Raw genomic sequence first — 25,624 nt, forward strand, 5'->3', positions numbered from 1 at the left:
TAAGGGTTACCTCTTAGTGAATGCAGATTTAGAACGGAAGAATAAAAAAACAGTTCGAGCCTTAGTTTTTCTAGTGCTTATGATGTTTTTATTTGCTGTTGCTTTAATACCTTTGTACGATATTTTGTGTGAAATAACAGGTATTAATGGTAAAACTAAGCAAGATTCTGCGGTTTTAAATTATACGATTGATACACAAAGAGAGATAATTGTGGAGTTTATTACTTCGCTGGGTGCCGGTACGAACTTGGCTTTTAAGGCTGATAAATACGAGCTTAAAGTGCATCCTGGTGAGGTGATTAGTATGGGGTTTACAGCGAGCAATAAAACCGATCAGCGTATGACTGCAAAGGCAGTCCCGAGCGTTACTCCAGGGCCTTCGGTAAGCTACGTTAAAAATACTGAGTGTTTTTGTTTCGATACTCAGGTTTTTGAGGCGGGTGAAACTAAGCACTTAAAGGTGCAGATAGTGATTAATCCTGCCTTACCTGAGCGATATAAAAGGCTAACATTCGGACTTACTTTTTTGATACTACTAACTAAATAGGGGATTATGATGTCTACACAAGGCGCATATTACATTCCACATAAGGCAACATGGCCAATAGCTGCGACTATTGGTTTGATGACTTTATTGGCAGGTTTTGCAAACTACTTAAATGGCAATGCGGCAGGCTCTACTTTTATGCTGATCGGCTTGTCAATTTTTATTATTATGATTGGCGGTTGGTTCACTTTACAGGCAACAGAAAGTGAAACTGGCATGTATAATAAAGGCGTAGGTATTTCCTATCGCATGGCAATGATGTGGTTTATTTTTTCTGAAATTATGTTTTTTGCCGTATTTTTCGGTACGCTTTGGTATACGCGTAATTTATCTGTAGACTGGTTAGCAAGTGTTGGTGACGGTCCAGGGCGTTCTTCTGGTATGTTATGGCCTTCTTTTGAGTCTGTATGGCCAACAAATGGGCCTGGAAATGTTGGTGGTGAGTATGAGCCTATGGGGGCATTTGGCTTGCCTTTATTGAATACTTTAATTCTATTAACCAGTGGTGTGACTTGTACTTGGGCGCATCATGGTCTAATTGAAAAAAATCGTAGTCAATTAATCAAAGGTTTGGCGGCAACGGTGATTTTGGGCTTTATTTTTGTTGCTTTTCAAGCAATCGAGTATCAAGAAGCTTATCATGAAATGGGTTTAACTTTAGGATCTGGTATCTATGGTTCAACTTTCTTTATGCTAACAGGTTTTCATGGTTTTCACGTTTGTGTCGGAGCGATTATTTTGACTGTGGTTTTATTCCGTAGTTCAAAGGGGCATTTTACACCTGAAAATCATTTTGCTTTCGAAGCCGCTGCTTGGTATTGGCATTTTGTTGATGTTGTCTGGTTGGGTTTATTTATTTTTGTCTATATGATGTAAGTAATTCCATTGGGCTGAGAAAAGCACTACCTGTATGGGTAGTGCTTTTTTTTTGTCTGAACCACAATAGGGCTGGACTTTAGTCCGCTGTTTAAAAGGCAGTCTTTTTATCTTAAGTTGTTTTGTTGCTGTTGTGCATCTTTCTGCATCTGCATTTGTATATTCCTGCCAATACCAGTAGGTTGAATTAAGCCAGTCATAAAAGCAATGGCTAATAGGATAAATAAAACGAGAGAAATTCCGATGCGATAAGTCAGTGCTTTGACTGTTTTTGTAGAAGACTCTTTATGTCTTATTAAGTGATAGAGAGCTGTACCAAGGCTGGCAAGAATGGTTAAGAAGACAAGAATGATAAGAATTTTTAGCATAGTGGTAATATAGTCTATTAATGAGTGGATGAGTTTTCTAGGCAGTTGATAATTATAAGCCTAGTCAAGATTTTAATTAAGTAATGATGATGCTATTAGCTTTATTTTAGGTATCCCCGATGAAACTGAGTTTTTTAAACTATACCTGGAAAATTAACCTTATCCCGTTTATTGTTTTTATTGCTGTACTGGTTCTGTTATTACGCTTGGGTTTTTGGCAGTTGGATAGAGCGGATGTTAAGCGAGCGCATATAGCTGCGCAACAAGAAAAAATGTTGCTCGCACCGGTAGCACTGACTGATTTATTGGTTACTAGCGATGGATGGCGGTATAGACAAGTACAATTACGCGGGCACTATGATGTAGCGCATCAATTTTTAGTCGATAATCAAATTATAGGTGGTAAAGTGGGAGGTTTTGTTTTGACCCCTTTTATGCTAACAGGGAATAGTAAAATTGTTTTGGTTAATCGTGGTTGGGTAGCTATGAGTAAAAACAGGAAACAATTACCTAATATTGATTTTACCCCGCCTTCTGGTGAGTTAGTGGTGAACGGTATGCTCAATCACTTTCCTAGGGTAGGCCTAGTTTTGGCGGGAGCTGATGAGCCGAGTGATTCTTGGCCTTCGGTTGTGCAAATAATCAACGCTGCCAAAATCACCCAAAAGCTTAATCAGCCTATTTTTGATTTTCAGGTGCAATTATTGCCTGATCAGCCGAATGGTTATATAAGGGATTGGCAGACAAACACTCGTATGCCGCCGGAAAAACATATTGCTTATGCAGTGCAATGGTTTGCTTTGGCGCTTACATTAACATTATTAATACTTTGGATAAGTTGTAAAAAATATAAAGATGATTAATCAACAAAGAAAAAATCAACGCACGATTATTATTTTAGCGTTAATGACCGCCATCCCTTTCTCAATTGCATGGTATTTAACAAAAGATCCTAATTTTCAGCCTATGTCCACAAATAAAGGCGAGCTAATTGTTCCTGTGGTTACGACAGAAAGGAGTGACTTACTCGGAGTGGATGATTTTTCTGTGGAAAATATTAAAGAGCTTGCAGGGCATTGGGTTATTTTAAATATTATTCCAGATAAGGAATGTAATCAGGTTTGTATTGATGCAATTCATGCAACTAAGCAGTTACGCTTAATGCTTAATAAAGACTTGCCGCGTGTTAGGCGTGCTGTCATTCTGGTACAGGGCATTCAAGAAAAAAGCTTTCAGCCATGGTGGGATGCCGATGATCGCTTATTAAAGGTTAAACCTAGCCCTGCATTGCTGAAAGAAATTAAGCAAAAGGTAACGCCAGAGCTTACTAGTGGAATGTTAATATTAATGGACCCATTAGGTAATTTGATGATGCAATATAAAGCAGGCTTTGATCCTTATGCTGTTAAAAGTGATTTGAAAAAATTACTTAGAATCTCTCAAATTGGGTAAGTAGGTATGTTTAGAGTTTTAACTATTTTAGTCGGTTTTTTTATTTTGTTGCTTGCAGGTACGGGTGCATATCAGCATTTAGTTCCTGTTGAAGTTCTGACATGTAATGAGTTTTTAACTTGTTATACACAGGTAGTGAAAATATTTGGTCAAGAAAATATAGCAAATCATGAACTCATTGCTTTGATCCACTCAGTCAGTGCTTTTGCTATTGTTGTGCTGTTAGCCATGCTGACCTTGAGTAGCCTTTGGCTAAAAAATGCACGCTTAAAACTGTTTGTTTATACGCTAATTTTAGCTGGTTTAGTAGGTGTGCAAATCCCTTTAGGGATGCATGCGCATTGGTTGGGTACTCAGGCACTTAATCAGCTGGCTCACTATCTGTTGAATGCGTTTACCTTGTATGTGCTTGTGCATATTTATTTGCACAGTAAAACAGGCTACGTTAAGCGTAATGATGGCACTAAATCGTGGCTTGTTTCTAGTGCTATTGTTGTTCTAGGTTTGCAGTTGTTATTGGGTGCTTGGCTCACAGCAAACCATGCGGGTTTAGTGTGTGGTGGGTTTCCGCAGTGTTTAAATTCATGGTGGCCACAAGCCGATTATATCAATGCGTTTAACTTTTTAGCGCCATTATCCTTTGATGCGAAAATTGCTGTGCATTGGCTGCACCGTATTTTTTCAATTATTGTTTTTATTAGCCTAACGTGGGTGATGCTATCAGCTACTAGTAGTCGTATTAAATCAGTACGTTGGGCTGGTGTCACAATAAGTTTATTATTGTTGATTCAGTTTGCTGCGGGAATCGCGTTAGTTAAGTTATCTATGCCTGTGTGGATAGGCGTAGTACATAGTCTTACAGCTATGATTTTGATGTTACCTTTGTTACTTATTAGGTTTCATGCAAAATATAAGTTGCCAGGTGATATCCAAGTTACTTTACCAAGGGAAAATTCTGCTAGCTTAAAGGAAAGAGATACTCATGTTGTTGACGATAAAGTACAAATACCAACATCTGAGCTAGTTGAGCCAGAGTCTTTATATTTGCGTTTAAAGTCACAGCTTGGAAAAACGCGCACAGGTCTAGGTGCTGTACTATCGGTAGTAAGCTTTGCGAATCGTAAGATTGATCAAGATTTGTTGGAAGAGATAGAGACCAGTTTATTAATGGCTGATGTGGGTATGGATGTAACCACGGACATTATTGCTAAGCTAGAAGAAAGTGTTGAAAAACACCAATTAGAAGATGTTAATGCTTTATCTGAACTTTTAAAACAGCAGTTATTGGAACTATTGGAGCCTGTAAGCCAGCCTTTGGTCATACCTGAGAAACAAGGTCCTTATGTGATTTTAGTTGTGGGTGTTAATGGTGCTGGTAAAACAACAACTATTGGCAAGCTAGCGCAAAGATTACAGCAACAAGGGTATAGTGTGATGTTGGCCGCTGGAGATACTTTTAGAGCAGCAGCCGTTGAACAGTTACAAGTTTGGGGAGAGCGCAACGAAATTCATGTTGTGGCACAGCATACAGGAGCGGATTCAGCGTCGGTTATTTTTGATGCAGTGCAGTCGGCACAAGCAAAAGGGATTGATGTGTTGATCGCTGATACAGCGGGCCGTTTGCATACGAAGTCAAATTTAATGGATGAGTTGAAAAAAATCAAACGTATTATGAGTAAACTAGATGATACTGCGCCTCATGAAGTCTTATTAGTTTTGGATGCGGGGACAGGGCAAAATGCACTGTCGCAGGCTGAACATTTTAATAAAGCGGTTGAGTTAACAGGGATTGCCCTCACTAAACTAGATGGTACTGCGAAAGGAGGCATTATTTTCGCTTTGGCAAAAAAAGCGGGTGTGCCTATCCGTTTTCTGGGAGTAGGTGAAGGAATTAATGATTTACAGGATTTTAATGCTCGAGATTTTATTGATGCTTTATTTAAGCAAGATAAAGATTAATCTGCCATGTTAAGCTTTGATCATGTTTTTAAGCGTTACGCTGACGCAGGGGATACTTTAAGTGATCTTAGTTTTCATCTTGATAAAGGTGAAATGGCTTTTTTAACGGGGCACTCGGGCGCTGGGAAAAGTACTTTGCTTAAATTGGTGGCGATTATTGAACGCTGCACTCGCGGGCAGATATTGGTCGATGGGCAAAATATTTGTCGCATGCATGATAGGCAAGTTCCTTTTCTACGACGTAAGTTAGGCTTGATTTTTCAAGACTATAAGTTGCTTTTTGATCGCACTGTTTTTGATAATATAGCTTTACCTTTAATCGTCGCGGGTGTTGGGCGGCATGAAGTGGCTAGGCGGGTTCGTGCCGCACTTGATAAGGTAGGTTTGTTGGGCAAAGAAAACAAGTATCCTTTGGCTTTATCGGGCGGTGAGCAACAGCGTATCGGTATTGCGCGTGCGGTTGTCAATAAGCCAGCGTTAATCTTGGCTGACGAGCCGACAGGTAATTTAGATCCGCAACTATCAGCAGAAATTATGCGTTTGTTTGAGCAGTTTAAACAAGTGGGTGTTACGGTATTAGTTGCCACGCATGATATTGAATTAGTGACAAAGTTAGATCATAGAGTTTTGCAGTTAGATCATGGCACACTTATTAAACATCCTTTATGAAGTCAGTTAGAAAAAGCCCTATAGAGACCCCACGGCAAGTTGGGCAGCATAAGCGTAAGTCCACAGGCTGGTTAAGTATTAATTTGCTGTTGCATAGAGAGGCATTAGGTACTAGTTTTCGTCGACTATTGTTAACTCCCTTTACTTCAGCTATGGCTATTATTGTTATGGCTATTGCCTTGTCTTTGGCGGGTAGTTTTTATGTTTTAGTGAATAATGCTCAGCAATTAGTAGATAATTTACAGACAGGCAAGCAGTTTTCCTTGTTTTTACATGAATATATTTCTGATAAGCAAGCTGCAAAATTAGCACAGCGATTACAGGATTATGAAGGGGTGGCTAATGTTGTACTGATTTCTAAGCAGCAAGCCTTAGCAGAATTTCAGCAATATAGTGGCTTTGGTGCTGCACTGAATGCTCTAGAAAGCAATCCTTTGCCAGCGGTCATTCAGGTTTTTCCTACACAAGAGATAAGTGAAGCGTATCAACTAACGAAATTATTAGAGCAAGCAAAAAATGAACAAGAAGTTGATTTTGCCCAAATTGATATGGATTGGGTGGTACGTTTGCAGACAATGATGCAAATAGCTAACCAATTAGTTATGTTGATATCTGGATTATTAGCCGTTGCCGTGGTCTTTATCACTGGAAATACCATACGCTTAGAGTTACAAACACGCAGAGATGAGGTCGTAGTAGAAAAACTAGTAGGGGCAACTAATATATTTATATGTTTACCTTTTCTTTATAGTGGTTTTTGGTTTGGTTTTATAGCGGGTTGTTGTGCTTGGTGCATTATTAGCTTAATGCTATTTATGCTCAGTTCTCCCATTACTCATTTATCTATGCTGTACCAGAGCCAATTTCAACTGCATTTTATGAATTTTACGGAATCAATGAGCTTAATTGTCGGTGCGTCAATGCTTGGAGTCTTGGGTGCACTAGCAATAGTAAGTCATCAAATTAGATTATTAAAACCTGAATAGGACTTGATTTTGGACCTTTGCGCACCTATATCTTGTAAATCAGTTTAATTATCGGTAAGGTATTCAGGTATGCTTTGAGCTGATTGCAGAAAAATAAAAATAATAGGGAGAGATGTATGTCAAAAAGCCAAAACCTGCAGGATACTTTTTTGAATGCGCTAAGAAAAGAGCACACACCAGTATCCATTTTTTTAGTCAATGGCATTAAGCTGCAAGGTCGTGTTGATTCATTTGACCAATATGTCATTATGCTAAAAAATACTATGTCACAGATGGTGTATAAACATGCAATTTCTACTATTGTGCCTGGAAAACCAGTCACTATGATTAATAAAGAGAGTAACATTGAGTGAGTTAAAAATATCGACTAGGGAGATTGCTATTGTTTGATCGTCCTGAGTCCGGAGAAAGAGCTGTTCTAGTGCATATTACTTTGCATGACGGACAAGAAGATTTAAATGAATTAAAAGAATTGGCAAGCTCAGCGGGTGCTGAGGTTGTTCATGTTCTTACTGGTTCTAGACGCCACCCAGATCCAAGGTATTTTATAGGTTCTGGAAAACTAGAAGAATTAAAAGCGATAATAGAAGAAACAGAAGCAGACCTTGTACTATTTAATCATGTTTTAACGCCTAGCCAAGAACGTAACCTAGAAGCCGAATTAGAGTTTAGGGTAGTTGATCGTAATGGTCTTATTTTGGATATTTTTGCTTTAAGAGCAAAGACTTATGATGGTAAATTGCAAGTAGAATTAGCGCAGCTAAATCATCTTTCTTCGCGTTTAACGGGAGGTTGGTCGCATTTAGATCGCCAGAAGGGCGGGATTGGTATGCGTGGCACAGGGGAGACTCAATTAGAGTCTGATCGGCGCCTGGTAAGTCAGCGAATTAAGTTAGTCGAAAGCCGTTTAGAGAAGGTGGTAAAACAGCGCCATCAAGGACGGGTTAGACGTAAGCGTTCCGATACGCCTGGAGTGTCATTGGTTGGGTATACTAATGCGGGTAAGTCAACTTTATTTAATCGCTTAACTGGTTCGGATATTTATGTGGCAAATCAATTGTTTGCTACACTAGATCCAACTATGCGTCGTTGTCGTCTGGCAAACAATTCAGAAGTAGTTTTAGCTGATACTGTAGGTTTTATTCGTCATTTGCCACATGAATTAGTTGCAGCATTTAAGTCGACATTACAAGAAGCAACAGATGCTGACTTATTGTTGCATGTAATTGATGCCAGTGATGAGTATCGTAAGGAAACGATTTATGAGGTAAACCGTGTTTTGAAAGACATCGGTGCGGATAAAAGTCCTCAGTTAGAAGTCTTCAATAAAATTGATTTATTAGATGATTTTGCACCGCGAATAGATAGAAATGATCAAGGAAGGCCTGTACGGGTATGGTTGTCTGCACAAACAGGGGCTGGAATGGATTTACTTTTGCAGGCGTTGGAGGAGATTTTTTCCGCAACAAGAGTAAGAAGATTATGCCATTTATTATCTAGTCAAGGTGGTGTGCGTTCACAATTGTTCTCAGTCGCTAATATTTTGCAAGAAGATTGCACTGATGAAGGTGGTTGGGATTTATTGGTGGAAATTGATCAGCAGTATTTAGGTATTTTACGAGAAGTTGAAATAGAAGAAATTGTGTAATTATGTATTTTTTAGGATAATTACCGAGTAAAATCATAAGAATTACATATTTTTATAAATTCTCATTAATTTTTTTGCTGTACAAAAGGTGGAGTTAGCGAATGTCTTGGAATGAACCAGGCGGTGATAAGAAGAAAGACCCTTGGAGTGGGCGTAACGAGGAAAATGGTCCTCCCGATTTAGATGAGGCGATTCGTTCGCTGCAAGATAAATTAGGTGGCTTATTTGGTGGCAATAGCGGTGGTGGTAATGGTAATGATGAAGCATCTCCACCTTCTTTAAAGGGGCTTGGCTTTTTAGCGCTCGGTGCTGTTGCTCTTTGGGGGGCAAGTGGGTTTTATGTTGTTGATGAAGGAAACCGAGGTGTTGAGTTACGTTTTGGTAAGTACATTACAACAACACAACCAGGTTTAAATTGGCATTTACCTGCTCCGATTGAAACGGTGGAACTTGTTAATATTTCTCAGCAACGGTTTTTAGAAGTTGGATATCGTTCAGGCGGTGCACGTGGTACTTCTGGTCAAGGTTCGGTTGCAAAAGAAGCCTTGATGTTAACTAAAGATGAAAATATTGTTGATGTGCGTTTAGCTGTTCAATATCAAGTTAATGATGCTAAGAAGTATTTATTTAATATATTAAACCAGACAGCAACATTAAAACAGGTCACAGAAAGTGCAGAGCGGGGTGTTATTGGTGGTAATACAATGGACTTTGTATTAACTGAAGGGCGTAGTCAAGTCGTTATTGATATTAAAAAAGACATCCAGCAAGTTATGGATGCTTATGATTCAGGTATTATAATAACCAGTGTAAATTTACAAGATGCACAGCCACCTGAGCAAGTGCAGAGTGCTTTTGAGGATGCTATTAAAGCGCGTGAAGATAAACAGCGACTTATTAATGAAGCAGAAGCGTATGCAAATGATGTTGTCCCTAAAGCGCGAGGTGGAGCAGCACGACTTACTCAAGAATCAGAAGGGTATAAATCACGTATTATTTCAGCAGCGGAAGGGGAAGTGAGTCGTTTTACGCAAATTTTAAAGGAATATAAAAAAGCACCTGAAATTACACGTAAACGTATTTACTTAGAAACGATGGAAAGTGTTATGAGTGCTACAAATACTGTTATGGTAGATGTTAAGGGTGGTAATAATTTAATGTATTTGCCGTTAGATAAATTAGCTGCCAAATCTGCTGCGGCAGTGGGTAATAATACCAGCCATTTTAATGCGCCTAATTCTACTGTAACGCCGTCACGTTCTATTAATCATACCCGGACTTCAAGTCGCGGTCGTACAGTGAGAGGTCGCTAAAATGTTATCAAATAAAATTTTAGTGGGTCTTGCCGCTGTATTATCACTAGGTATGATGAGTGTTTTTACTGTATCAGAAACAGAAAAAGCTATTAAATTCAAATTTGGAGAAATTGTTGAGTCAGATTATAAGCCTGGCTTGCATTTCAAGATGCCTTTTATTAATAATGTTAAGAAGTTTGATGCACGGCTTTTAACCTTGGATTCTTCACCTGAGCGATTTTTAACAGCGGAAAAGAAAAACGTTATTGTTGACTCGTTTGTTAAATGGCGCATTGGTGATGTCAATACATTTTACACCTCAGTTGCAGGTGATATTTATCAAGCTAATGTACGTTTAGATCAAATTATTAAGGATGCATTCCGTAGTGAATTTAGTAAGCGTGATATTAAGCAGCTTGTGTCTACTGACCGTAGTGCAGTACGTGAAGCTTTGATTGCTAATACGACAAAAATTGCTGCTACTTTAGGGATTGAAATTATTGATGTACAAGTAAAACGTATTGACCTTCCCAGTGAAGTCAGCCAGTCAGTTTATCGCCGTATGGAGGCAGAGCGTGCGCGGGTAGCGCGTGAGTTTAGGTCGCAAGGATCGGAAGCGGCAGAGCGTGTACGTGCGAATGCAGATAAGCAAAAAGAGATTATTTTAGCGAATGCTTTTCGTGATGCTGAAGTCATTAAAGGACAAGGGGATGCTACTGCTTCTGATATTTATGCAAAAGCTTATGGCCAAGATACTGAGTTTTATGCCTTTTATCGTAGTATGGCTGCTTATAAAAAAACCTTCACTAAAAATTCAGCAAATATTATGGTGATGGAGCCAGACTCTGATTTCTTTAAATATTTCAAGAAAATGAAATAATTTAAGTATTTATTTGAATTGAACAATTAAACGCTCTGCTTATGCAGGGCGTTTTTGTGTAAATTGGAAAATTATTATGTTGCAGAGAGACCCTTGGTTATTGCCAGAAGGTGTTGAAGAGGTATTACCTGAAGATGCTCGACATTTAGAGGTTTTACGTCGTCAATTGCTGGATGTTTTTGAGTGTTGGGGCTATGAAAAGGTGATTCCACCTTTTATTGATTACCTGGATTCGTTGTTAACGGGGTCGGCACACGATCTGAACCTGCAAACATTTAAATTAACGGACCAATTAAGTGGTGAAGTTCTTGGTATTCGTGCTGATATGACGCCACAAGTGGCAAGAATTGATGCGCATAGTTTAAGCCATCAACAGCCATCACGACTGTGTTATGTAGGAACGACTTTACATACGCGAGGTGGTGCCTTAGATAAAACGCGTATTCCTATGCAAATTGGTGCGGAATTGTTTGGTCATGCGGGTATTGATAGTGATGCTGAAATCGTGCAATTAATGCTTGAAGTATTGGCAGTGGCGGGAGTGAAAAATGTGCATTTGGACTTGGGCCATGTTGCTATTTATCGTGGGTTAGTCGCGCAAGCTAAGTTAACTGAAGAGCAAGAATTGGAGTTATTTGATATTTTACAGCGTAAATCAAATAGTGAACTCAGTAGTTGGTTAGATCGTTATGCCATACCTGAAGAATTACAGGCTATCTTTTTAAGCTTACCTAAATTAAATGGCGATCAATCTATTTTAGCAACTGCACAAACAGTTTTTACATCTGCAGATGTAACGGTAAAAGCTGCTTTGGCCGAATTAATTAAATTAGCTGACTTAATGCATGCTTATTATCCTGAGTTAACGATCAGTTTCGATTTAGCTGAATTACGCGGTTATTATTATCATACTGGGGTCGTTTTTTCTGCTTTTGTGCCCGAAATGGGTAAGGAAATTGCGCGCGGTGGTCGTTATGATAATATTGGCCAAATTTTTGGACGTGCAAGACCAGCAACTGGCTTTAGTGCGGATTTAAAAATACTGGCTGCGTTAACTAAAGTGGATAAATCTACTGAAGATATTGTTAAAATTCTTGCGCCTATGGCACAAGGTGATTTAGCTTTAGATGAAAAAGTACGAGACCTTCGTGCTAAGGGTCGCATTGTTATCAAGGCTTTATCGGGTCAGCAGGTCAGTGCACAGGAATTGGGCTGTAAGCAAATATTAGAAAAAAATGATGGGAACTGGGTTCTTGTCACGTTAAATTAATCTGGAACTATTATGGGTAAAAATGTTGTAGTCATCGGTACACAATGGGGCGATGAAGGAAAAGGTAAATTAGTTGATTTGTTAACGGACCAAGTAGCGGCGGTGGTGCGCTTTCAAGGCGGGCATAATGCAGGGCATACACTGGTTATTGATGGCAAAACGACAGTTTTACATTTAGTCCCCTCGGGCGTACTGCGTGAAGATGTACAATGTTTAATTGGTAATGGCGTAGTGTTGTCGCCGGAAGCCTTATTAAAAGAAATTAAAATTTTAGAAAAAGCAGGTATTCCTGTACGTTCTCGTCTATTAATTAGTGAGGCTTGTGCGTTAATTTTGCCAGTACATGTCGCGATTGACCAAGCACGAGAAAAAGCCAAAGGAGCGAAAGCCATTGGTACGACAGGGCGTGGAATCGGGCCAGCCTATGAAGATAAAGTCGCGCGTCGCGGAATCCGTGCGGGGGATTTTTTAAATATTGAACTGTTTACTGAAAAGCTTAAAGAATTAACGGCTTACCATAACTTTATGCTAACTGAATATTATAAAGTTCCAGCCATTGATTTGGATACTATGCTAGCTGAATCTTTAGAATTAGCTGAACAAATTAGGCCTATGTTGATTGATGTGGCTGAAAAGTTATATACCTATCAAGATAATGGAGATAATTTGTTGTTTGAAGGGGCTCAAGGGGCATTATTAGATATTGATCATGGCACTTACCCCTTTGTGACTTCATCGAATACAACGGCAGGTGGTGCAGCAACAGGCACTGGTGTTGGCCCTTTAGATATTGATTATGTTTTAGGTATTACTAAAGCTTATTCGACGCGTGTGGGTAATGGACCATTCCCTACAGAGTTGGATGATGCTTATGGTGAGCATTTAGGCATAAAAGGCCATGAATTTGGTGCAACAACAGGTAGAAAACGTCGTACAGGGTGGTTTGATGCAGTTTCTATGCGTAAGTCAGCAAAATTAAATTCATTAAGTGGTATGTGCTTGACTAAGCTTGATGTCTTAGATGGTTTGGATAAGATTGGCATTTGCATAGCGTATAATATAGCGGGTACAGAGGTCAGTGTTGCACCATTAGGCGCTGAAAATTATCAAGCTTGTGTGCCAGTCATTGAGTATATGCCTGGTTGGTCAGAAATAACGAAAGGAATTACTGAACTGGATAAGTTGCCAGCTAATGCAATCGCTTATATTAATCGCTTAGAAGAGTTGGTTGGGGTGAAAATAGCTATTTTGTCTACCGGCCCAGAGCGTAATGAAACTATCGTATTAACCAATCCTTTTGCGTAACAAAGTTCAACCCTTCTTCTCTTTATCAGTCGCCTAGAAATGAGTATTATTGCTTATTTCTAGGCTTTGAAACCTCTATAAAAACATCACTTGGCAAGCGTGGATTAAAATAGGCTAAGTGACCTGTTGTTTTTTTCTAATATCAAGCTTTATAATCTAAATACGATTGCGTCACTAGTCATGACTCTACTGCTTGATATGTACCGTCTCCCTTAAATTGGTGCTATAAAAAATGTAATTTCTTATTATCTACAGGTATTTGAGATATTAAGGTCATGTAGGATGTGCTGACGATAGGAAGCGCATCACATAAACGATGCGCTTCGTTCCTTAGCACATCCTACGACACTCTTTATACCCGTTAAAATGAGAGGTTACTAAAAAAATATCATAAGTGTGTTTTTAATCGCTTAATAAATTTATTATTTTATCGCTTATTTCAGGGGGAGGATCTAGCCTCTCTTTTTTTATTTTTATTTTCTTATGTACAAATATGAAGGTTTACTTGTTCATCAAGAATATGATGAACAAGGTGTCATTGAAATCGTCGAGACGGCGGGTGTGCGTGCTTTACATTTTGGTACTAGCCCTAGGCAAAGCAGTATGATGATAAGTGCGCCGAATGAATTACATTCTGCTTATGCTCGATCTATGATGGTTTGGTTGCTATTTAAAGAGCAACCCAATGATGTTTTGATGGTTGGCTTGGGTGGTGGTTTATTAACCAAATATCTACTGTATCATTTTCCTGATTGCCAAATTCATACCATAGAATTCCGTAAAGCAATGGTAAAAATTGCCCGTCGTTTTTTTACTTTGCCGCTAGAATCACGCTTAAAAATAAAAATAGCTGATGGCGCTTTACATATTAAACAGCAAAGCTTACAAACACCGGAAAAACATGACCTTATTATGATCGATGCTTTTGATCATGTGGGTATGGCGGATACCATGCAGGGAGTTAGTTTGTTTGCAGCCTGTAAGGAGTTGCTGACTGATGAAGGACTATTGGTCATTAACTTATGGGGGACAGAAAAAGAATTATTTAAACAAATTGCTTGGGAAATGGGTACAACGTTTAATTGGAAAATATTATTTCTACCCGTCCGTGGCCGTGGCAATGTTATTGGCTTAGCATTTGCAGAAGGCCATAGTAAGTTTTCCATGAAAGAATTACGCCAACGAGCCAAAGATTTAGAAGAGCAATATCAAATTGAGTTTTTAGATTTTATTAAAGATTTAAAGCGCAATAATGCCAGTGTGTTAAAAAAGGTAATAACAGCATGAATATTTTAGACGCCAAAAATATATTCTCGTATCGAAAATTTTGGGCGCACCGTTTTGGTGTTGCTCCTGAGCTGCCGATGAGTCGAGATGAAATGGATCAGCTGGGCTGGGATAGCTGTGATGTCATTTTAGTGACAGGGGATGCTTATATTGACCATCCTAGCTTTGGTATGGCGTTGATCGGACGATTGTTAGAAGAGCAAGGTTTTCGTGTGGGTATTATCTCTCAGCCAGACTGGCATAGTGCAGAGGATTTTAAGCGTTTAGGGCGACCGAATTTGTTTTTTGGCGTAACTGGAGGCAATATGGATTCTATGGTTAATCGTTACACGTCGGATAAAAAAATCCGCTCTAATGATGCTTATACGGCTAATGGTGAAGGAGGCAAGCGCCCCGATAGAGCGGTGAATGTTTATTCACATCGTTGTCGTGAGGCGTATAAAGATATACCGATTATTATTGGCGGGATTGAAGCCAGTTTGCGACGTATTGCGCATTATGATTATTGGTCCGATAAAGTTAAAAAATCAGTATTATTAGATGCTAAAGCGGATTTACTGGTTTACGGTAATGCTGAGCGACAGATTACGGAGATTGCTCAACGGTTAGCAGCAGGTGAGTCTATTGTTGATTTAAAAGGTATTCGAGGTACGGTGCATTTTGTAAAGCAAGTGCCAGCGGGCTGGACAGTAAAAGACTCATCCGATATTGATCAGCCTGGTTTGGTCATTAAACCGAAAAACCCTTATCTAATGGAAGATGAGACGGTTTGTGCTGAGAAAACCAAAGATGAACCTGATAGCTCAGTAATTGAGTCTAAGCATGCTCGCATTAGTAATGATCAGCGTAATAAAACAGTGATTCGATTACCTGACTTCGAGACTGTTAAAGATGACCCTATCCAGTATGCGCATGCTTCGCGCGTTATGCACGGTGAGACTAACCCAGGTAATGCGCGGCCTTTATTGCAAAAGCATATGCAACGCTATTTATGGGTTAATCCACCGCCAGTACCTTTGACTATGAGTGAAATGGACGGTGTTTTTGGTTTGCCTTATTCGCGCGTACCGCATACTGAATATGGTAAGGCGAATATCCCAGCTTTTGAAATGATTCAGCATTCTGTCAATATTATGCGTGGCTGTTTTGGCGGTTGCTCATTTTGCTCGATTACTGAGCATGAAGGAAGGATTATTCAAAGTCGTTCAGAAGATTCTATTATTAAAGAAATTGAAGCGATCCGTGATACCTCACCTAATTTTACTGGTAATATTTCTGATTTAGGTGGACCAACAGCCAATATGTATCGCTTGGCTTGTAAAGATGAAAAAATTGAAATGGCTTGTCGCCGACCTTCGTGTGTATTTCCTGGTATTTGTGAAAATTTAAACACTGACCACGCGCCACTGATTAAATTGTATCGACGTGCGCGTGCTTTACCTGGCATTAAAAAGATTCTGATTGCTTCAGGCCTGCGTTATGATCTTGCGGTTGAATCCCCCGAATATGTCAAAGAACTAGTGACCCATCACGTTGGTGGCTATTTGAAAATTGCTCCAGAACATACCGAAGAAGCTCCGTTATCCAAGATGATGAAGCCAGGTATGGGGACCTATGATCGTTTTAAGGAAATGTTTGAAAAATATTCCAAAGAAGCAGGAAAAGAGCAATATTTAATTCCTTACTTTATTGCCGCTCATCCGGGAACAGAAGATACCGATATGCTTAACCTGGCTTTATGGTTAAAGCGAAATGGCTTTAGGGCCGATCAAGTACAAGCATTTTTACCATCGCCTATGTCTATAGCCACGGCCATGTATCATTCAGGTAAAGATACTTTAAGCAAAGTGAGTCGTAGTGCATCCGATATGCCGATTCCGAAATCAATTAAGCAGCGCCGTTTGCATAAAGCATTTCTTCGTTATCACGATCCAAAAAATTGGCCCTTATTACGTGAGGCCTTAAAGAATATGGGACGTGCAAATTTGATTGGTAATGGAAAACAACACCTTGTTCCGAACTGGCAGCCAAAAGAAGGGGGGAAGGGGGATAAGATTATACATAAGGGTAAAAATTTTAGAACGCAACGTACAGAAAATAATCAGCGTCGTGTACCTAATAAAAAACATAAAAAAAGATAAAAATACTTTGCAATATATAAATAACATCTTATAATACTCGCTCTTTAGCTGGTGTAGCTCAATCGGTAGAGCAACTGATTTGTAATCAGTAGGTCGCGGGTTCGATTCCCATCACCAGCTCCATATTTAAAAACCTGTTACAGTCATGTAATAGGTTTTTTTTTGTCTTTTAGAAAGTGAGTTTAGCAGGGACTTTTTGGTAGGCAACTACAGTGTGCTTTAAATAAAGTATATTGATCCCACTTCATTATTAATGACTTATTATGTCTATTTCTCTCAGAAAATACATCAGTGTTACTATTTATATCGTAATAGCTGTAACGCTTAACGCATGCGCTACAACTGGCACTGCACAGAAAATATCTGACCCAGCTATTGTCAGTTGGGGAACAGATGAAGGAATTAAGCGCTTGGAAGAATCTCAATACAAAGTTGACTTTTTTAAGTTGGCTAATCACTTTGAAAGCCAAAATAATAAACTCTTTTGCGGACCAGCATCAGCGGCTATTGTGCTTAATGCCTTGCGTGTGCGTAATAGTGCTATGATTTTGCCAGAAGATAAAAGCCTGTTAAGTGAGTTAGATCAGAAAATTATTGCGGCTAGTCATAAATGGAACCCACTTTTTCAGCGTTACACGCAAAATAATATTTTTATAAAGAGTCCTAAATCAAGAGCTTTCGTTTTAGGTAGAGTATTACAGGATACAGAAGGTGCTGTGCTTATTGGAAGTAATGGTCAGGAGAAAAAAGATAGAGGCTTTCAGTTACGGCAACTCGGGGAATTATTTACTGCGCATGGATTAAGTACAAAAGTAGTCGTTGTTCAGCAAGGTATGAGCGATCAAGAGATTAAAGCAGAGTTAATAGAAAATTTAACAACGGCAGATGATTATGTCATTATCAATTATAAGCGCAAAGTGTTAAATCAACCTGGCGGTGGTCACCTTTCTCCTTTAGGTGCATATCATAAGGTATCGGATTCATTTTTAATCATGGATGTTACGCCGAATAAAGCTGATTGGGTTTGGGTGAAATCTGAGCTATTGATTCGCGCAATGCGCACTTTTGATACAGTAGAAAATCGAGGGTATTTATTGTTGAGTGAGGGCATTGAATAAGCTTAAGGTTACTTGTGTGTTTTGAAGCTATCTAGTTACAAATGTATTTTATTGTATTACAATTTAATTCGTTATGTAGTACAAAAGAGCATTATTATGAAGACAGAGATAATTAGCACACGAATTGAACCTGGGATGAAAATTGAATTTACTCATGTATGTGAGGAAATCGGTTTAAGCCCTTCGCAAGCGATTAAATTATTTGCAAAAGCTGTTATCAATTATGGTGGCATCCCATTTGAGCTGAAGACTAAGCAGCCAAATAAAAATACCATACAGGCCATGCAAGAATTAGAAGAAGGTCAAGGGCATAGGTCAACAGGTGCTTCAGAGCTATTTAACGAGCTTGAAGTGAAGTTATAAAATGCTTGAAATCATATATTCAAGCCAGTTTAAGAGAGACTTTAAAAAAGCAAGAAAGTTACCATTCTATAAGAGAAGTACTTCTGAGCTTCAACTAGCTAGACTTGGAACGCATAGTGATTTATTTTAAAACTAAGTACCTATGCATAATTACAAAACGTTTTTTGTAGGTTCGAATTTATTTGTACCTACGGGTATACCATTCAGCTAATGCGTATTATTAAAGTGTTAGTTTAATTTTATATAGGTACTTAGGAATCAACATTCAATAACACCCGAAAGCACTGCCAGTCCTCGAAGGACTGGCAGTGCTTCATAAGCTAAAGTTTCGGGTTTTATTTAATGTGCATTCCTTATGAAAATTTATATTTAGGCAATGGGTGATTGGGGTGCGGAATGTAGGTTATATTACCAAGTTAGAAATCAACTTTCACTGCGTAAAGCCTGATAAGGCATTAAATGTATTCCTTCACTAAGTAAGGAAATACCAATTTTTTCATGTAATCCCAGTGCATTGCGCTTGGCGACATGTAGCGGTACATTAATACTAATGGTCGTGTCTAGTTGCTTGTCGATCTGTACTCGTAAGTGAGCTAAGCCGCTGCTTTCCATATACTCAGTGATTTGTCCTTGTAGGGGATTTTCCTTATTACCATTAGAGGGACGGTTACGTCTATGCAATAAAATATTGGCCGATTGAATCATCCAGCAGACTGGTTTGTTGAGTGGGAATTGTGCTTGATAAGCCGCTTCGATTAGCATACCGCGCCAGCGTAAGTGTGTTTTTTGATTTTCTTGATCATGGGCGACGACTTGGGCGGTGAATAAATTTTGCTGATCCATTAGACGCGCGATGGTTGCGCTTTTAGGGTGAGCAGCGACCCACTCAGGGGCTCCGGTTTGGAGGATTTCTCCTTTATGTAGTAGTGCGATACGGTCGGCTAGTAAGGTTGACTCTTCCAGGTCATGGGTGACTAAAATCATTGGCATAGCCAGTGATTCCCTTAGCGCTAGCAGTTCGCGGTATAGTTTGCGGCGCGTGACTTGATCTACAGCAGAGAATGGCTCATCTAGTAATAAAACTTTAGGTTGTCTAGCTAAGGCGCGAGCAACTGCGACACGCTGTTGCTGGCCGCCAGATAGGTTTTTTGGATAACGTTGCTCCAGGCCCTCTAAGTGTACTTTTTTAAGTAGTTCAAGTGCTTGAGCTTGGCGCTGTTGTTTAGGTAAATGTGTAATGGCTTGTTGGATATTTTTCAATACCGTCATATGTGGAAACAAGGCGTAATTTTGAAATACCAATCCAACATGGCGTTGGTGCGGGGCTAAAAAAAGATTCTGGGCACTGTTTTGCCAAGTTTCACCCTGACAAATAATTTGTGCATTCTGTGCTTGATATAAACCTGCAATAGCACGTAAAACTGTAGTTTTACCACTACCAGAAGGGCCGACTAAGGCGAGCAATTCTCCCGATTTACAATTTAATTGTACTGATAGTGGAATGGGAGCTGTTTGTTGTAGCGTGATCTGTATCGCTGAATCAGTCATGTGTGCGTTCGCTACGTGCCGATAGCCAATAAGTGAAAGAAATAGTCAGCATTGAGAAGAGTAATAAGCTAAAGGACATAACGGCAGCAGCATGATCATCGAAAGATTGTACACGGTCATAAATAGCAATGGCGATGGTTTGTGTTTCAAAAGGTATGTTGCCGCCGACCATTAAGGCGATACCGAATTCACCTAGCGTATGTGCAAAACACATGACCATGGCAGAAACGATACCTGGCCAAGCCAAAGGCAGTTCAATTTTCCATAACACCAAGCTAGGTCTCATACCACAGCAGGCAGCAGCTTCACGGATTTCACGCGGGATGGCTGCAAAAGCCCGCTGCATGGGATGAATGGCAAAAGGTAGGTTAAAAATAATAGAGGCAAATACGAGGCCTTGGAAATTAAAAATCAGCGTCGTGCCAAAAGTATTAACCAGCCAAAGTCCTAGTCCTTGATTTGGGCTGAAAGCAACTAAGAGGTAATAGCCGAGTACGGTAGGGGGGAGTACTAAGGGTAAAGCCAATAAAGTTTGCAATAAGGATTTCCCCCAAAACTGCCGATATGCCAGCCAGCGGCCTAATAGAATGCCGATAGGCAGCAAAAATAGTAAGGTTACAAAACTCAATTTTACCGATAAAGCTAATGCTTGCCAGTCCATAGGAATGTTCAGGGTAGGGTGTAGCCATGGCGAGCTAAAATACCACGGGCTTTTTCTTGTTGTAGATAATGGAAAAATAAATTGGCTGTATCGCCAGCATTATTTAATAGTACAGCGGTTTGTTGTAGTGGTTGATGTAGTGAGCTAGGTATTAATAGGTAGCGTACGCGATTTTTCAAAGCAGGTGCGAGCGCTAAAGAATAAGAGACTAGGCCAACTTGGGCAGCACCAGAACTGGCAAATTGAGTCGCTTGCGCTACATTTTCACCTAAGATTAAATGGGGCAGAATAGAGTGCCAAAGTTGTTGTTTTTGCAATGCTTCACGAGCAGCAATGCCAAAGGGAGCATGCTTAGGATTAGCGATGGCTATACGCTGCAATTGCCTTGACTGTAGTGCTTGTTTAAGTCCGTTTAACTGCACATCAAGTTTTAAGCTTGAAGCAATATAGGTAAGTAAAGCTAAACGCCCTAGTGCAAAAACTTGTCCCCGATCTAACGTTTTATGTTGTTGATAAAGCTGTTCGACATAGTGAGCATTCGCAGATAAAAATAATTCAAATGGCCCTCCTTGTTGAATTTGGCGCGTAAGATTACCTGATGAACTATAGCTAATACGTAATGATTTTCCTGTTTCTTGGTGAAAAGCGATTGTAATCTCTTCTAGTGCAAATTTAAGATTACTAGCTGCGGCAATCACGGGGATTTCGGCGGCGCTTAAAATAGGCGTGAAGAACATTAACAAAAAATAACTAAGCGCTAATCGTTTTGTTGGTAAGGATAATTTCACTGGCCGCTACTTATGACACAATTTTATAACAAGGTACGTAAGTTTTACCTGGTAATTTCATCCGGTGTTGACTGACAAAAGCGGTCAATAAGTCATCAATCGGCGCGATCACTTCTTTATCGCCACTAATTTCAAAATGCCCGTGTTGTTCAATAGCGCGTATGCCTTCATCTTTAACATTACCGGCGACGATGCCAGAAAATACGCGGCGCAGATTGGCGGCTAATAGGTGTTTCTCTTGATTTTTATGTAATGCGAGCCCTGCCATATTTTCATGAGTAGGTAGAAAGGGTTGTTGAAATTCAGCGTCGATTTTTAAGCCCCAATTAAAATAATAAGCATCTGTTTTACTGCGACGAAATTCACGCACTTGACGAATTCCCAGTTTCATTTCTCTGGCTACTCTAGCAGGGTCGTTGATAATAATTTTATAACGCTGTTGAGCCTCGAAGCCTAAAGTATTGCCGATAAACTCATTGATCTGATTGAAATAATCAGCTGCTTTACTAGGGCCAGTGAAAATAAGTGGAAAGGGCATTTCTGCATTTTCAGGATGCAATAAAATTCCCAATAGATAGAGGATTTCTTCAGCCGTACCCGCGCCACCAGGAAAGACGATAATGCCGTGCCCAGTGCGTACAAAGGCTTCGAGGCGTTTTTCAATATCCGGTAAAATAACTAAGTCATTAACGATAGGATTGGGGGATTCGGCGGCGATAATGCCCGGCTCAGTAATACCTATATAACATCCATCACTAATGCGTTGTTTTGCATGACCAATTGTCGCACCTTTCATCGGGCCTTTCATTGCTCCAGGTCCGCATCCTGTACAAATATTCATAGCGCGTAAACCGAGTTCATAGCCTACTTTTTTGGTATAGACATACTCTTCGCGAGAGATTGAGTGCCCACCCCAGCAAACGACGAGCTTAGGGTCGGTGCTTTGTTGAATAATATTGGCATTGCGTAAAATATGAAATACCGCATTGGTGATGCCTTCTGAACTTTGCAGATTAAATTTTGGGTTGTCATTTATCTCATCACTAACGTAGACAATATCACGTAATACAGCAAACAAGTGCTCTCGAATACCCTTAATCATTTCGCCATCGACAAAAGCAATGGCTGGAGCTGAAGTGAGCTCTAGTTTAATGCCACGTTCTTCTTGAATAACCTTAATAGCAAAGTCGCTGTAACGCTCCAGTAGTTCTTTGCCATCATCTGAATCACTGCCGCAATTTAAAACGGCAAGAGCGCAATTATGTAGTAGTCCGTATAAACCGCCTTGGCTGGTATCTAATAATTTATTGACTTCAGAACGAGACAAAACGGCTAAATGACCTGCGGGAGAAATTCGGGTATCTATAGTATGTTCTTTCATTTGCTTGTAGGGGCGATTAATGCTGTCTATTGGCAATAGTTTACACGTATTTATCAAATTAGTGTTTTGATAAATAACTATAGGGGAGTATTCATAAGGTGCTTTATGTTAGGGAATGCATATTTTATAAAGCCTGAAAATTTAGCAAATATAGCACTGCCAGTGCTTTCGGGTGTTATTGAGTTTTGATGTCTAAGCCTTGTTATATTGACTGATAACGCCTGGTGTCCGATGAACTCTGGCAAGGCAGTGTGGTGACAGTTTGCGCTCTTATCTGGAGGGTTTCTGCTTAACATGCGGTGGACTTATTGTTTGAATATATTAGTTGGGCAACTGCTTATGTGTCAAGACGATCTGGTGGCTATCAATCAGGGTTCGAGCTTAGACATAGGGGGTGGTACGATGTCGTAGCCAATGCGCGGATGGCGCAATTGATTTTATTGCGCGAGAGAAGCGCTCTGTGTGGATCTGCATGTGGGTAAAGGCGGGAGAAAAATTAGATATTACCTGGTGTATGTTTTTATTCATAGTGAGTCCAAAGACTAAGTACTTTAATAATATGCTCATTTTTATAGACTTGATAAACAAGCCTATGTTGAATATTAATTCTTCTTGAATAAGCTCCATTTAAATCACCAACTAATTTTTCATAAGGTGGTGGATTTTGATATGGATTTTCTTTAACTATATACAAAATTAACTCAGCTTTAGCTTTTAAGCCAGAAGATGAAAGTTTTTTAGCATCTTTTTGTGCTTGTTTTGTATATCTTAGCTCCCAACTCACCAGTCAAGTTCCTTAGAACATGACTCAATACTTTCTTTAAGCCCATTTTGTATAGACTCTCTCATATTAGGTACTGATGATAGGTATAGCGTTTCAGAAATAGCATTCCAGTCTTCTTCAGAAACTAAAACAGCATTATTTCTTTTTCCTTTTATTGTAATTGGTTGATGAGTAATTGCTGTTTCATCAATCAACTTGTAAAGTTTTGATCGTGCTTCTGTTACATTAAGAATAGTCATATATTTCTCCTGACAATAAATATACGCTATACCGTACGTAACAGCAATATGTATTTACGGAACATAACAAGGCTTTTATTGACCAAAACTAGTCCAGATTTGTTGGTCATTAACAGCAACTATTTAATTAAGCGTGTGTTTTAAAAATTTCAATAATTAGTTTTCAAGCTTAACTAGTACAGTACGTATTATGCCAACGATGTGTTTTGTTTCTCAGTATATCTGATGACACACTCTGAATAGGTTTGATGGTTTAGGAGCTATAATCGAATAAGCTGTTCATTAGCATATGGGGTGCAGAACTAATGTAAGTGTTTCTGTGTGGGTGGTGACTGTATCGTTTTGTTTAGCAGGTCAGATGCGAGTACATAACGATTTTTGCCTAATCTCTTTGCTTCATACATAGCAGTGTCAGCATATTTTATTAATAAATCAGCTTCATGATGGTCTTTAGGATATAGGCTGATGCCAATACTGGCACTGATATGGACGATTTTATCCTGAATTAGAAAGCTCTCATTTAGTTGCTGTAAAACAGTGCTGGCGATTCTTTCTGCAGCTTTTATGTGGGTAATAGAAGAAAGTATTAGGGTAAATTCATCACCGCCCATTCGGGCAACGGTATCCTCTTCACGGCAACATTTAAGGAGGCGTTGACTGACGAGTTTGAGTAGTTGATCACCAGCATCATGCCCTAAATTGTCGTTAACTGCTTTGAAACCATCCAAGTCTATAAATAGCACGGCTAAAGCTTTGAGGTGACGTTTATTGTGCAAGATCTCTTGTGTTAATCGTTCTTGAAAGAGTAATCGGTTAGGAATGAGCACAAATTAATTTAGGCAAGTTCAATTTAAGAATTATAATGATGCAACTCATAAACTTTATTTAAAATCGACCCAAGATAAAACCTTACTCATGCAGAGGGTTTTAAAGAGTCAATGCGAATTGTATTTGATGAGCACCTGAGGCAATGGAATTATACTGCCATTGCACCTGAGGCAATGGAATTATACTGCCATTCCTGACGCAACAACTTTATAAGTTGCCTAAGTTATTTCATGCACATTCCTTAGCGAGTCCAGTCAGTGGGTCGTGAAAGGCTATTTTTCTCAGGTTTTCTTCTTTTTCTTTTTGTTTGGTTACATCGTGAATAGTGCAAATAACACTGGGTATTCCTTTAAATATATTTTTTTGGCATTCAATTTTTATTGGAAAGGATATGCCCCGTCTAGTGTGGCCTATAGGTGACGATTTATGAAACGTCAGTATGTTGTTGATTGATAGCCTGTTAGGTATGCCATCTGGGTATTGAAAAAGTTGATTAGCAGCTTGGTTGCTAAAGATGATTTCCTTTGCTTCATTATAAATAATAATACTTGTTTCTATGGTATTGAAAACGGCATTCAAGGCTTGATTGTTTTTAGAGGCTATATGCTTATTTTTAATTAAGCGTCCGGTAATATAAAGAAACGTAAGCAAGGCTAAAACGAGTGCTGCGGACTGAATTAAGCGTAATAATTGAATTTTCCTATTTGCTTCTTGTTCCAGTACTAAGGTCATTTGGCGCATTGATTCTAATAAAGCAAGATTGTGCTGAAGGGTGTTTTTTATTGCTTGATCAAGTAACGTTGCTGTTGATGTAGCTGGGTCCAAGCTAAGTAAAATCGAGGGCTGAAGGATCGTCCAAAGTTGCCGCCCTTGAGCAAGGTGTTGACGGGCTTGTGAAGGTTTAATTGCACTAATAAAAACCGGTTTATGATCACCATCTAAAGTATTGCCACCTTCTTCAAAAGCTTTAAGGGTGTTGTCAAAAAGTTGTATTGCCGTTTTTAGTTCGGTTCGAGCGGTTTGCTTTTCTGTGTCAGTTGGGCCTAGTTTTACCAGTAATAAAGATTTACTAATGCGTTGCGATAGCATACGTTGGCGTCCAGCTAGGTTAATGGTGAGTGCGCTCTTGCTTAGGCTATCAGATATCCAGTAGTTTATTAATAGTGCAGAAATATCAAATACTATAAACAGAATAATGGGAAAGAAGATAGCGTATTTTTGTTTGTCCATA

26 protein-coding genes and 1 tRNA gene are annotated in these 25,624 nt (G+C 39.3%); 18 read left to right on the top strand and 9 right to left on the bottom strand.

Translation table 11 applies throughout. The annotated features are described in order from the left end of the window. Positions 1–16: 16 nt before the first annotated feature. Together BQ7314_RS10815 and BQ7314_RS10820 are read left to right on the top strand one after the other, a co-directional pair. A complete protein-coding gene (locus tag BQ7314_RS10815; RefSeq protein WP_174483707.1) occupies positions 17–547 on the top strand; it encodes a cytochrome c oxidase assembly protein in 531 nt (176 codons plus the stop codon). 9 nt (positions 548–556) lie between these two features. Continuing rightward, complete coding sequence (locus BQ7314_RS10820) at positions 557–1,423, top strand: cytochrome c oxidase subunit 3 (protein WP_174483708.1); 867 nt, start codon at positions 557–559, stop codon at positions 1,421–1,423. A gap of 107 nt (positions 1,424–1,530) precedes the next feature. Here BQ7314_RS10820 and BQ7314_RS10825 read toward each other — a convergent pair whose 3' ends face one another. Further along, positions 1,531–1,791 (bottom strand): twin transmembrane helix small protein, encoded by a 261-nt coding sequence (locus tag BQ7314_RS10825; RefSeq protein WP_174483709.1) that lies wholly within the window; start codon positions 1,789–1,791, stop codon positions 1,531–1,533. Positions 1,792–1,910: 119 nt separating this feature from the next. Between BQ7314_RS10825 and BQ7314_RS10830 the strand changes: the two genes are divergently transcribed. From BQ7314_RS10830 to BQ7314_RS10905, 16 genes are all read left to right on the top strand, one after another. Further along, positions 1,911–2,654 (top strand): SURF1 family protein, encoded by a 744-nt coding sequence (locus BQ7314_RS10830; protein ID WP_174483710.1) that lies wholly within the window; start codon positions 1,911–1,913, stop codon positions 2,652–2,654. Next, complete coding sequence (locus tag BQ7314_RS10835; RefSeq protein ID WP_174483711.1) at positions 2,647–3,243, top strand: hypothetical protein; 597 nt, start codon at positions 2,647–2,649, stop codon at positions 3,241–3,243. Before BQ7314_RS10830 ends, BQ7314_RS10835 begins: the two co-directional genes overlap by 8 nt. Positions 3,244–3,249: 6 nt before the next feature. Then, entirely contained in the window at positions 3,250–5,202 is a 1,953-nt protein-coding gene (gene ftsY / locus BQ7314_RS10840; RefSeq protein ID WP_174483712.1) for a signal recognition particle-docking protein FtsY, read from the top strand. A 6-nt stretch (positions 5,203–5,208) separates the two neighbouring features. After that, complete coding sequence (gene ftsE / locus BQ7314_RS10845) at positions 5,209–5,871, top strand: cell division ATP-binding protein FtsE (RefSeq protein ID WP_174483713.1); 663 nt, start codon at positions 5,209–5,211, stop codon at positions 5,869–5,871. Next, positions 5,868–6,857 carry a permease-like cell division protein FtsX gene (gene ftsX, locus BQ7314_RS10850; RefSeq protein WP_174483714.1) on the top strand — a complete coding sequence of 330 codons (990 nt, stop codon included), beginning with the start codon at positions 5,868–5,870 and terminating at the stop codon, positions 6,855–6,857. The genes ftsE and ftsX overlap by 4 nt, the downstream gene beginning before the upstream one ends. Before the next feature lie 116 nt (positions 6,858–6,973). Continuing rightward, positions 6,974–7,210, top strand: coding sequence for an RNA chaperone Hfq (gene hfq, locus BQ7314_RS10855; protein WP_174483715.1), 237 nt, complete (start codon positions 6,974–6,976; stop codon positions 7,208–7,210). A 29-nt stretch (positions 7,211–7,239) separates the two neighbouring features. Next, positions 7,240–8,505: a ribosome rescue GTPase HflX gene (gene hflX, locus BQ7314_RS10860; RefSeq protein ID WP_174483716.1), complete on the top strand. Its 1,266-nt coding sequence runs from the start codon at positions 7,240–7,242 to the stop codon at positions 8,503–8,505. A gap of 101 nt (positions 8,506–8,606) precedes the next feature. Then, positions 8,607–9,818, top strand: a complete 1,212-nt coding sequence (gene hflK / locus BQ7314_RS10865; protein ID WP_174483717.1) for an FtsH protease activity modulator HflK — start codon at positions 8,607–8,609, stop codon at positions 9,816–9,818. A gap of 1 nt (position 9,819) precedes the next feature. Beyond that, the gene (hflC, locus tag BQ7314_RS10870; protein WP_174483718.1) at positions 9,820–10,680 is read left to right on the top strand and encodes a protease modulator HflC; all 861 of its coding nucleotides are present in this window, start codon (positions 9,820–9,822) and stop codon (positions 10,678–10,680) included. A 76-nt stretch (positions 10,681–10,756) separates the two neighbouring features. Then, positions 10,757–11,950 (top strand): ATP phosphoribosyltransferase regulatory subunit, encoded by a 1,194-nt coding sequence (locus tag BQ7314_RS10875; RefSeq protein WP_174483719.1) that lies wholly within the window; start codon positions 10,757–10,759, stop codon positions 11,948–11,950. Positions 11,951–11,962: 12 nt separating this feature from the next. Further along, complete coding sequence (locus BQ7314_RS10880) at positions 11,963–13,255, top strand: adenylosuccinate synthase (RefSeq protein ID WP_174483720.1); 1,293 nt, start codon at positions 11,963–11,965, stop codon at positions 13,253–13,255. Positions 13,256–13,738: 483 nt separating this feature from the next. Next, positions 13,739–14,542, top strand: a complete 804-nt coding sequence (locus tag BQ7314_RS10885) for a spermine/spermidine synthase domain-containing protein (RefSeq protein ID WP_174483721.1) — start codon at positions 13,739–13,741, stop codon at positions 14,540–14,542. Continuing rightward, on the top strand, positions 14,539–16,683 hold the full coding sequence (locus tag BQ7314_RS10890) for a YgiQ family radical SAM protein (RefSeq protein ID WP_174483722.1): 2,145 nt from the start codon (positions 14,539–14,541) through the stop codon (positions 16,681–16,683). The genes BQ7314_RS10885 and BQ7314_RS10890 overlap by 4 nt, the downstream gene beginning before the upstream one ends. A 47-nt stretch (positions 16,684–16,730) precedes the next feature. After that, positions 16,731–16,806, top strand: a tRNA-Thr gene (locus BQ7314_RS10895). 140 nt (positions 16,807–16,946) lie between these two features. Beyond that, positions 16,947–17,801 carry a phytochelatin synthase family protein gene (locus BQ7314_RS10900; protein ID WP_174483723.1) on the top strand — a complete coding sequence of 285 codons (855 nt, stop codon included), beginning with the start codon at positions 16,947–16,949 and terminating at the stop codon, positions 17,799–17,801. Between the two features lie 96 nt (positions 17,802–17,897). Next, positions 17,898–18,164, top strand: coding sequence for a type II toxin-antitoxin system RelB/DinJ family antitoxin (locus BQ7314_RS10905; protein ID WP_174483724.1), 267 nt, complete (start codon positions 17,898–17,900; stop codon positions 18,162–18,164). Positions 18,165–18,587: 423 nt separating this feature from the next. On the opposite strand, the gene BQ7314_RS10910 is transcribed toward BQ7314_RS10905, so the two are convergent. The 8 genes from BQ7314_RS10910 to BQ7314_RS10945 form a co-directional block, all read right to left on the bottom strand. After that, positions 18,588–19,712: an ABC transporter ATP-binding protein gene (locus tag BQ7314_RS10910; RefSeq protein ID WP_174483725.1), complete on the bottom strand. Its 1,125-nt coding sequence runs from the start codon at positions 19,710–19,712 to the stop codon at positions 18,588–18,590. Then, positions 19,705–20,373 carry a molybdate ABC transporter permease subunit gene (gene modB, locus BQ7314_RS10915; protein WP_174483726.1) on the bottom strand — a complete coding sequence of 223 codons (669 nt, stop codon included), beginning with the start codon at positions 20,371–20,373 and terminating at the stop codon, positions 19,705–19,707. The genes BQ7314_RS10910 and modB overlap by 8 nt, the downstream gene beginning before the upstream one ends. An 8-nt stretch (positions 20,374–20,381) precedes the next feature. Then, positions 20,382–21,161, bottom strand: a complete 780-nt coding sequence (gene modA / locus BQ7314_RS10920) for a molybdate ABC transporter substrate-binding protein (protein WP_245394977.1) — start codon at positions 21,159–21,161, stop codon at positions 20,382–20,384. 10 nt (positions 21,162–21,171) lie between these two features. Then, positions 21,172–22,542 (bottom strand): nucleotide 5'-monophosphate nucleosidase PpnN, encoded by a 1,371-nt coding sequence (ppnN, locus tag BQ7314_RS10925; protein ID WP_280953884.1) that lies wholly within the window; start codon positions 22,540–22,542, stop codon positions 21,172–21,174. Positions 22,543–23,062: 520 nt separating this feature from the next. Next, a complete protein-coding gene (locus BQ7314_RS10930; protein ID WP_174483727.1) occupies positions 23,063–23,326 on the bottom strand; it encodes a Txe/YoeB family addiction module toxin in 264 nt (87 codons plus the stop codon). Further along, the gene (locus tag BQ7314_RS10935; protein ID WP_174483728.1) at positions 23,323–23,565 is read right to left on the bottom strand and encodes a type II toxin-antitoxin system Phd/YefM family antitoxin; all 243 of its coding nucleotides are present in this window, start codon (positions 23,563–23,565) and stop codon (positions 23,323–23,325) included. Before BQ7314_RS10935 ends, BQ7314_RS10930 begins: the two co-directional genes overlap by 4 nt. 302 nt (positions 23,566–23,867) lie before the next feature. Continuing rightward, on the bottom strand, positions 23,868–24,392 hold the full coding sequence (locus BQ7314_RS10940; protein WP_174483729.1) for a GGDEF domain-containing protein: 525 nt from the start codon (positions 24,390–24,392) through the stop codon (positions 23,868–23,870). A 229-nt stretch (positions 24,393–24,621) separates the two neighbouring features. Beyond that, a complete protein-coding gene (locus tag BQ7314_RS10945; RefSeq protein WP_174483730.1) occupies positions 24,622–25,623 on the bottom strand; it encodes a type IV pili methyl-accepting chemotaxis transducer N-terminal domain-containing protein in 1,002 nt (333 codons plus the stop codon). Position 25,624 lies beyond the last annotated feature (1 nt).

Source organism: methanotrophic endosymbiont of Bathymodiolus puteoserpentis (Logatchev) (assembly GCF_900128525.1).
Classification (GTDB): Bacteria; Pseudomonadota; Gammaproteobacteria; order Methylococcales; family Methylomonadaceae; genus Methyloprofundus.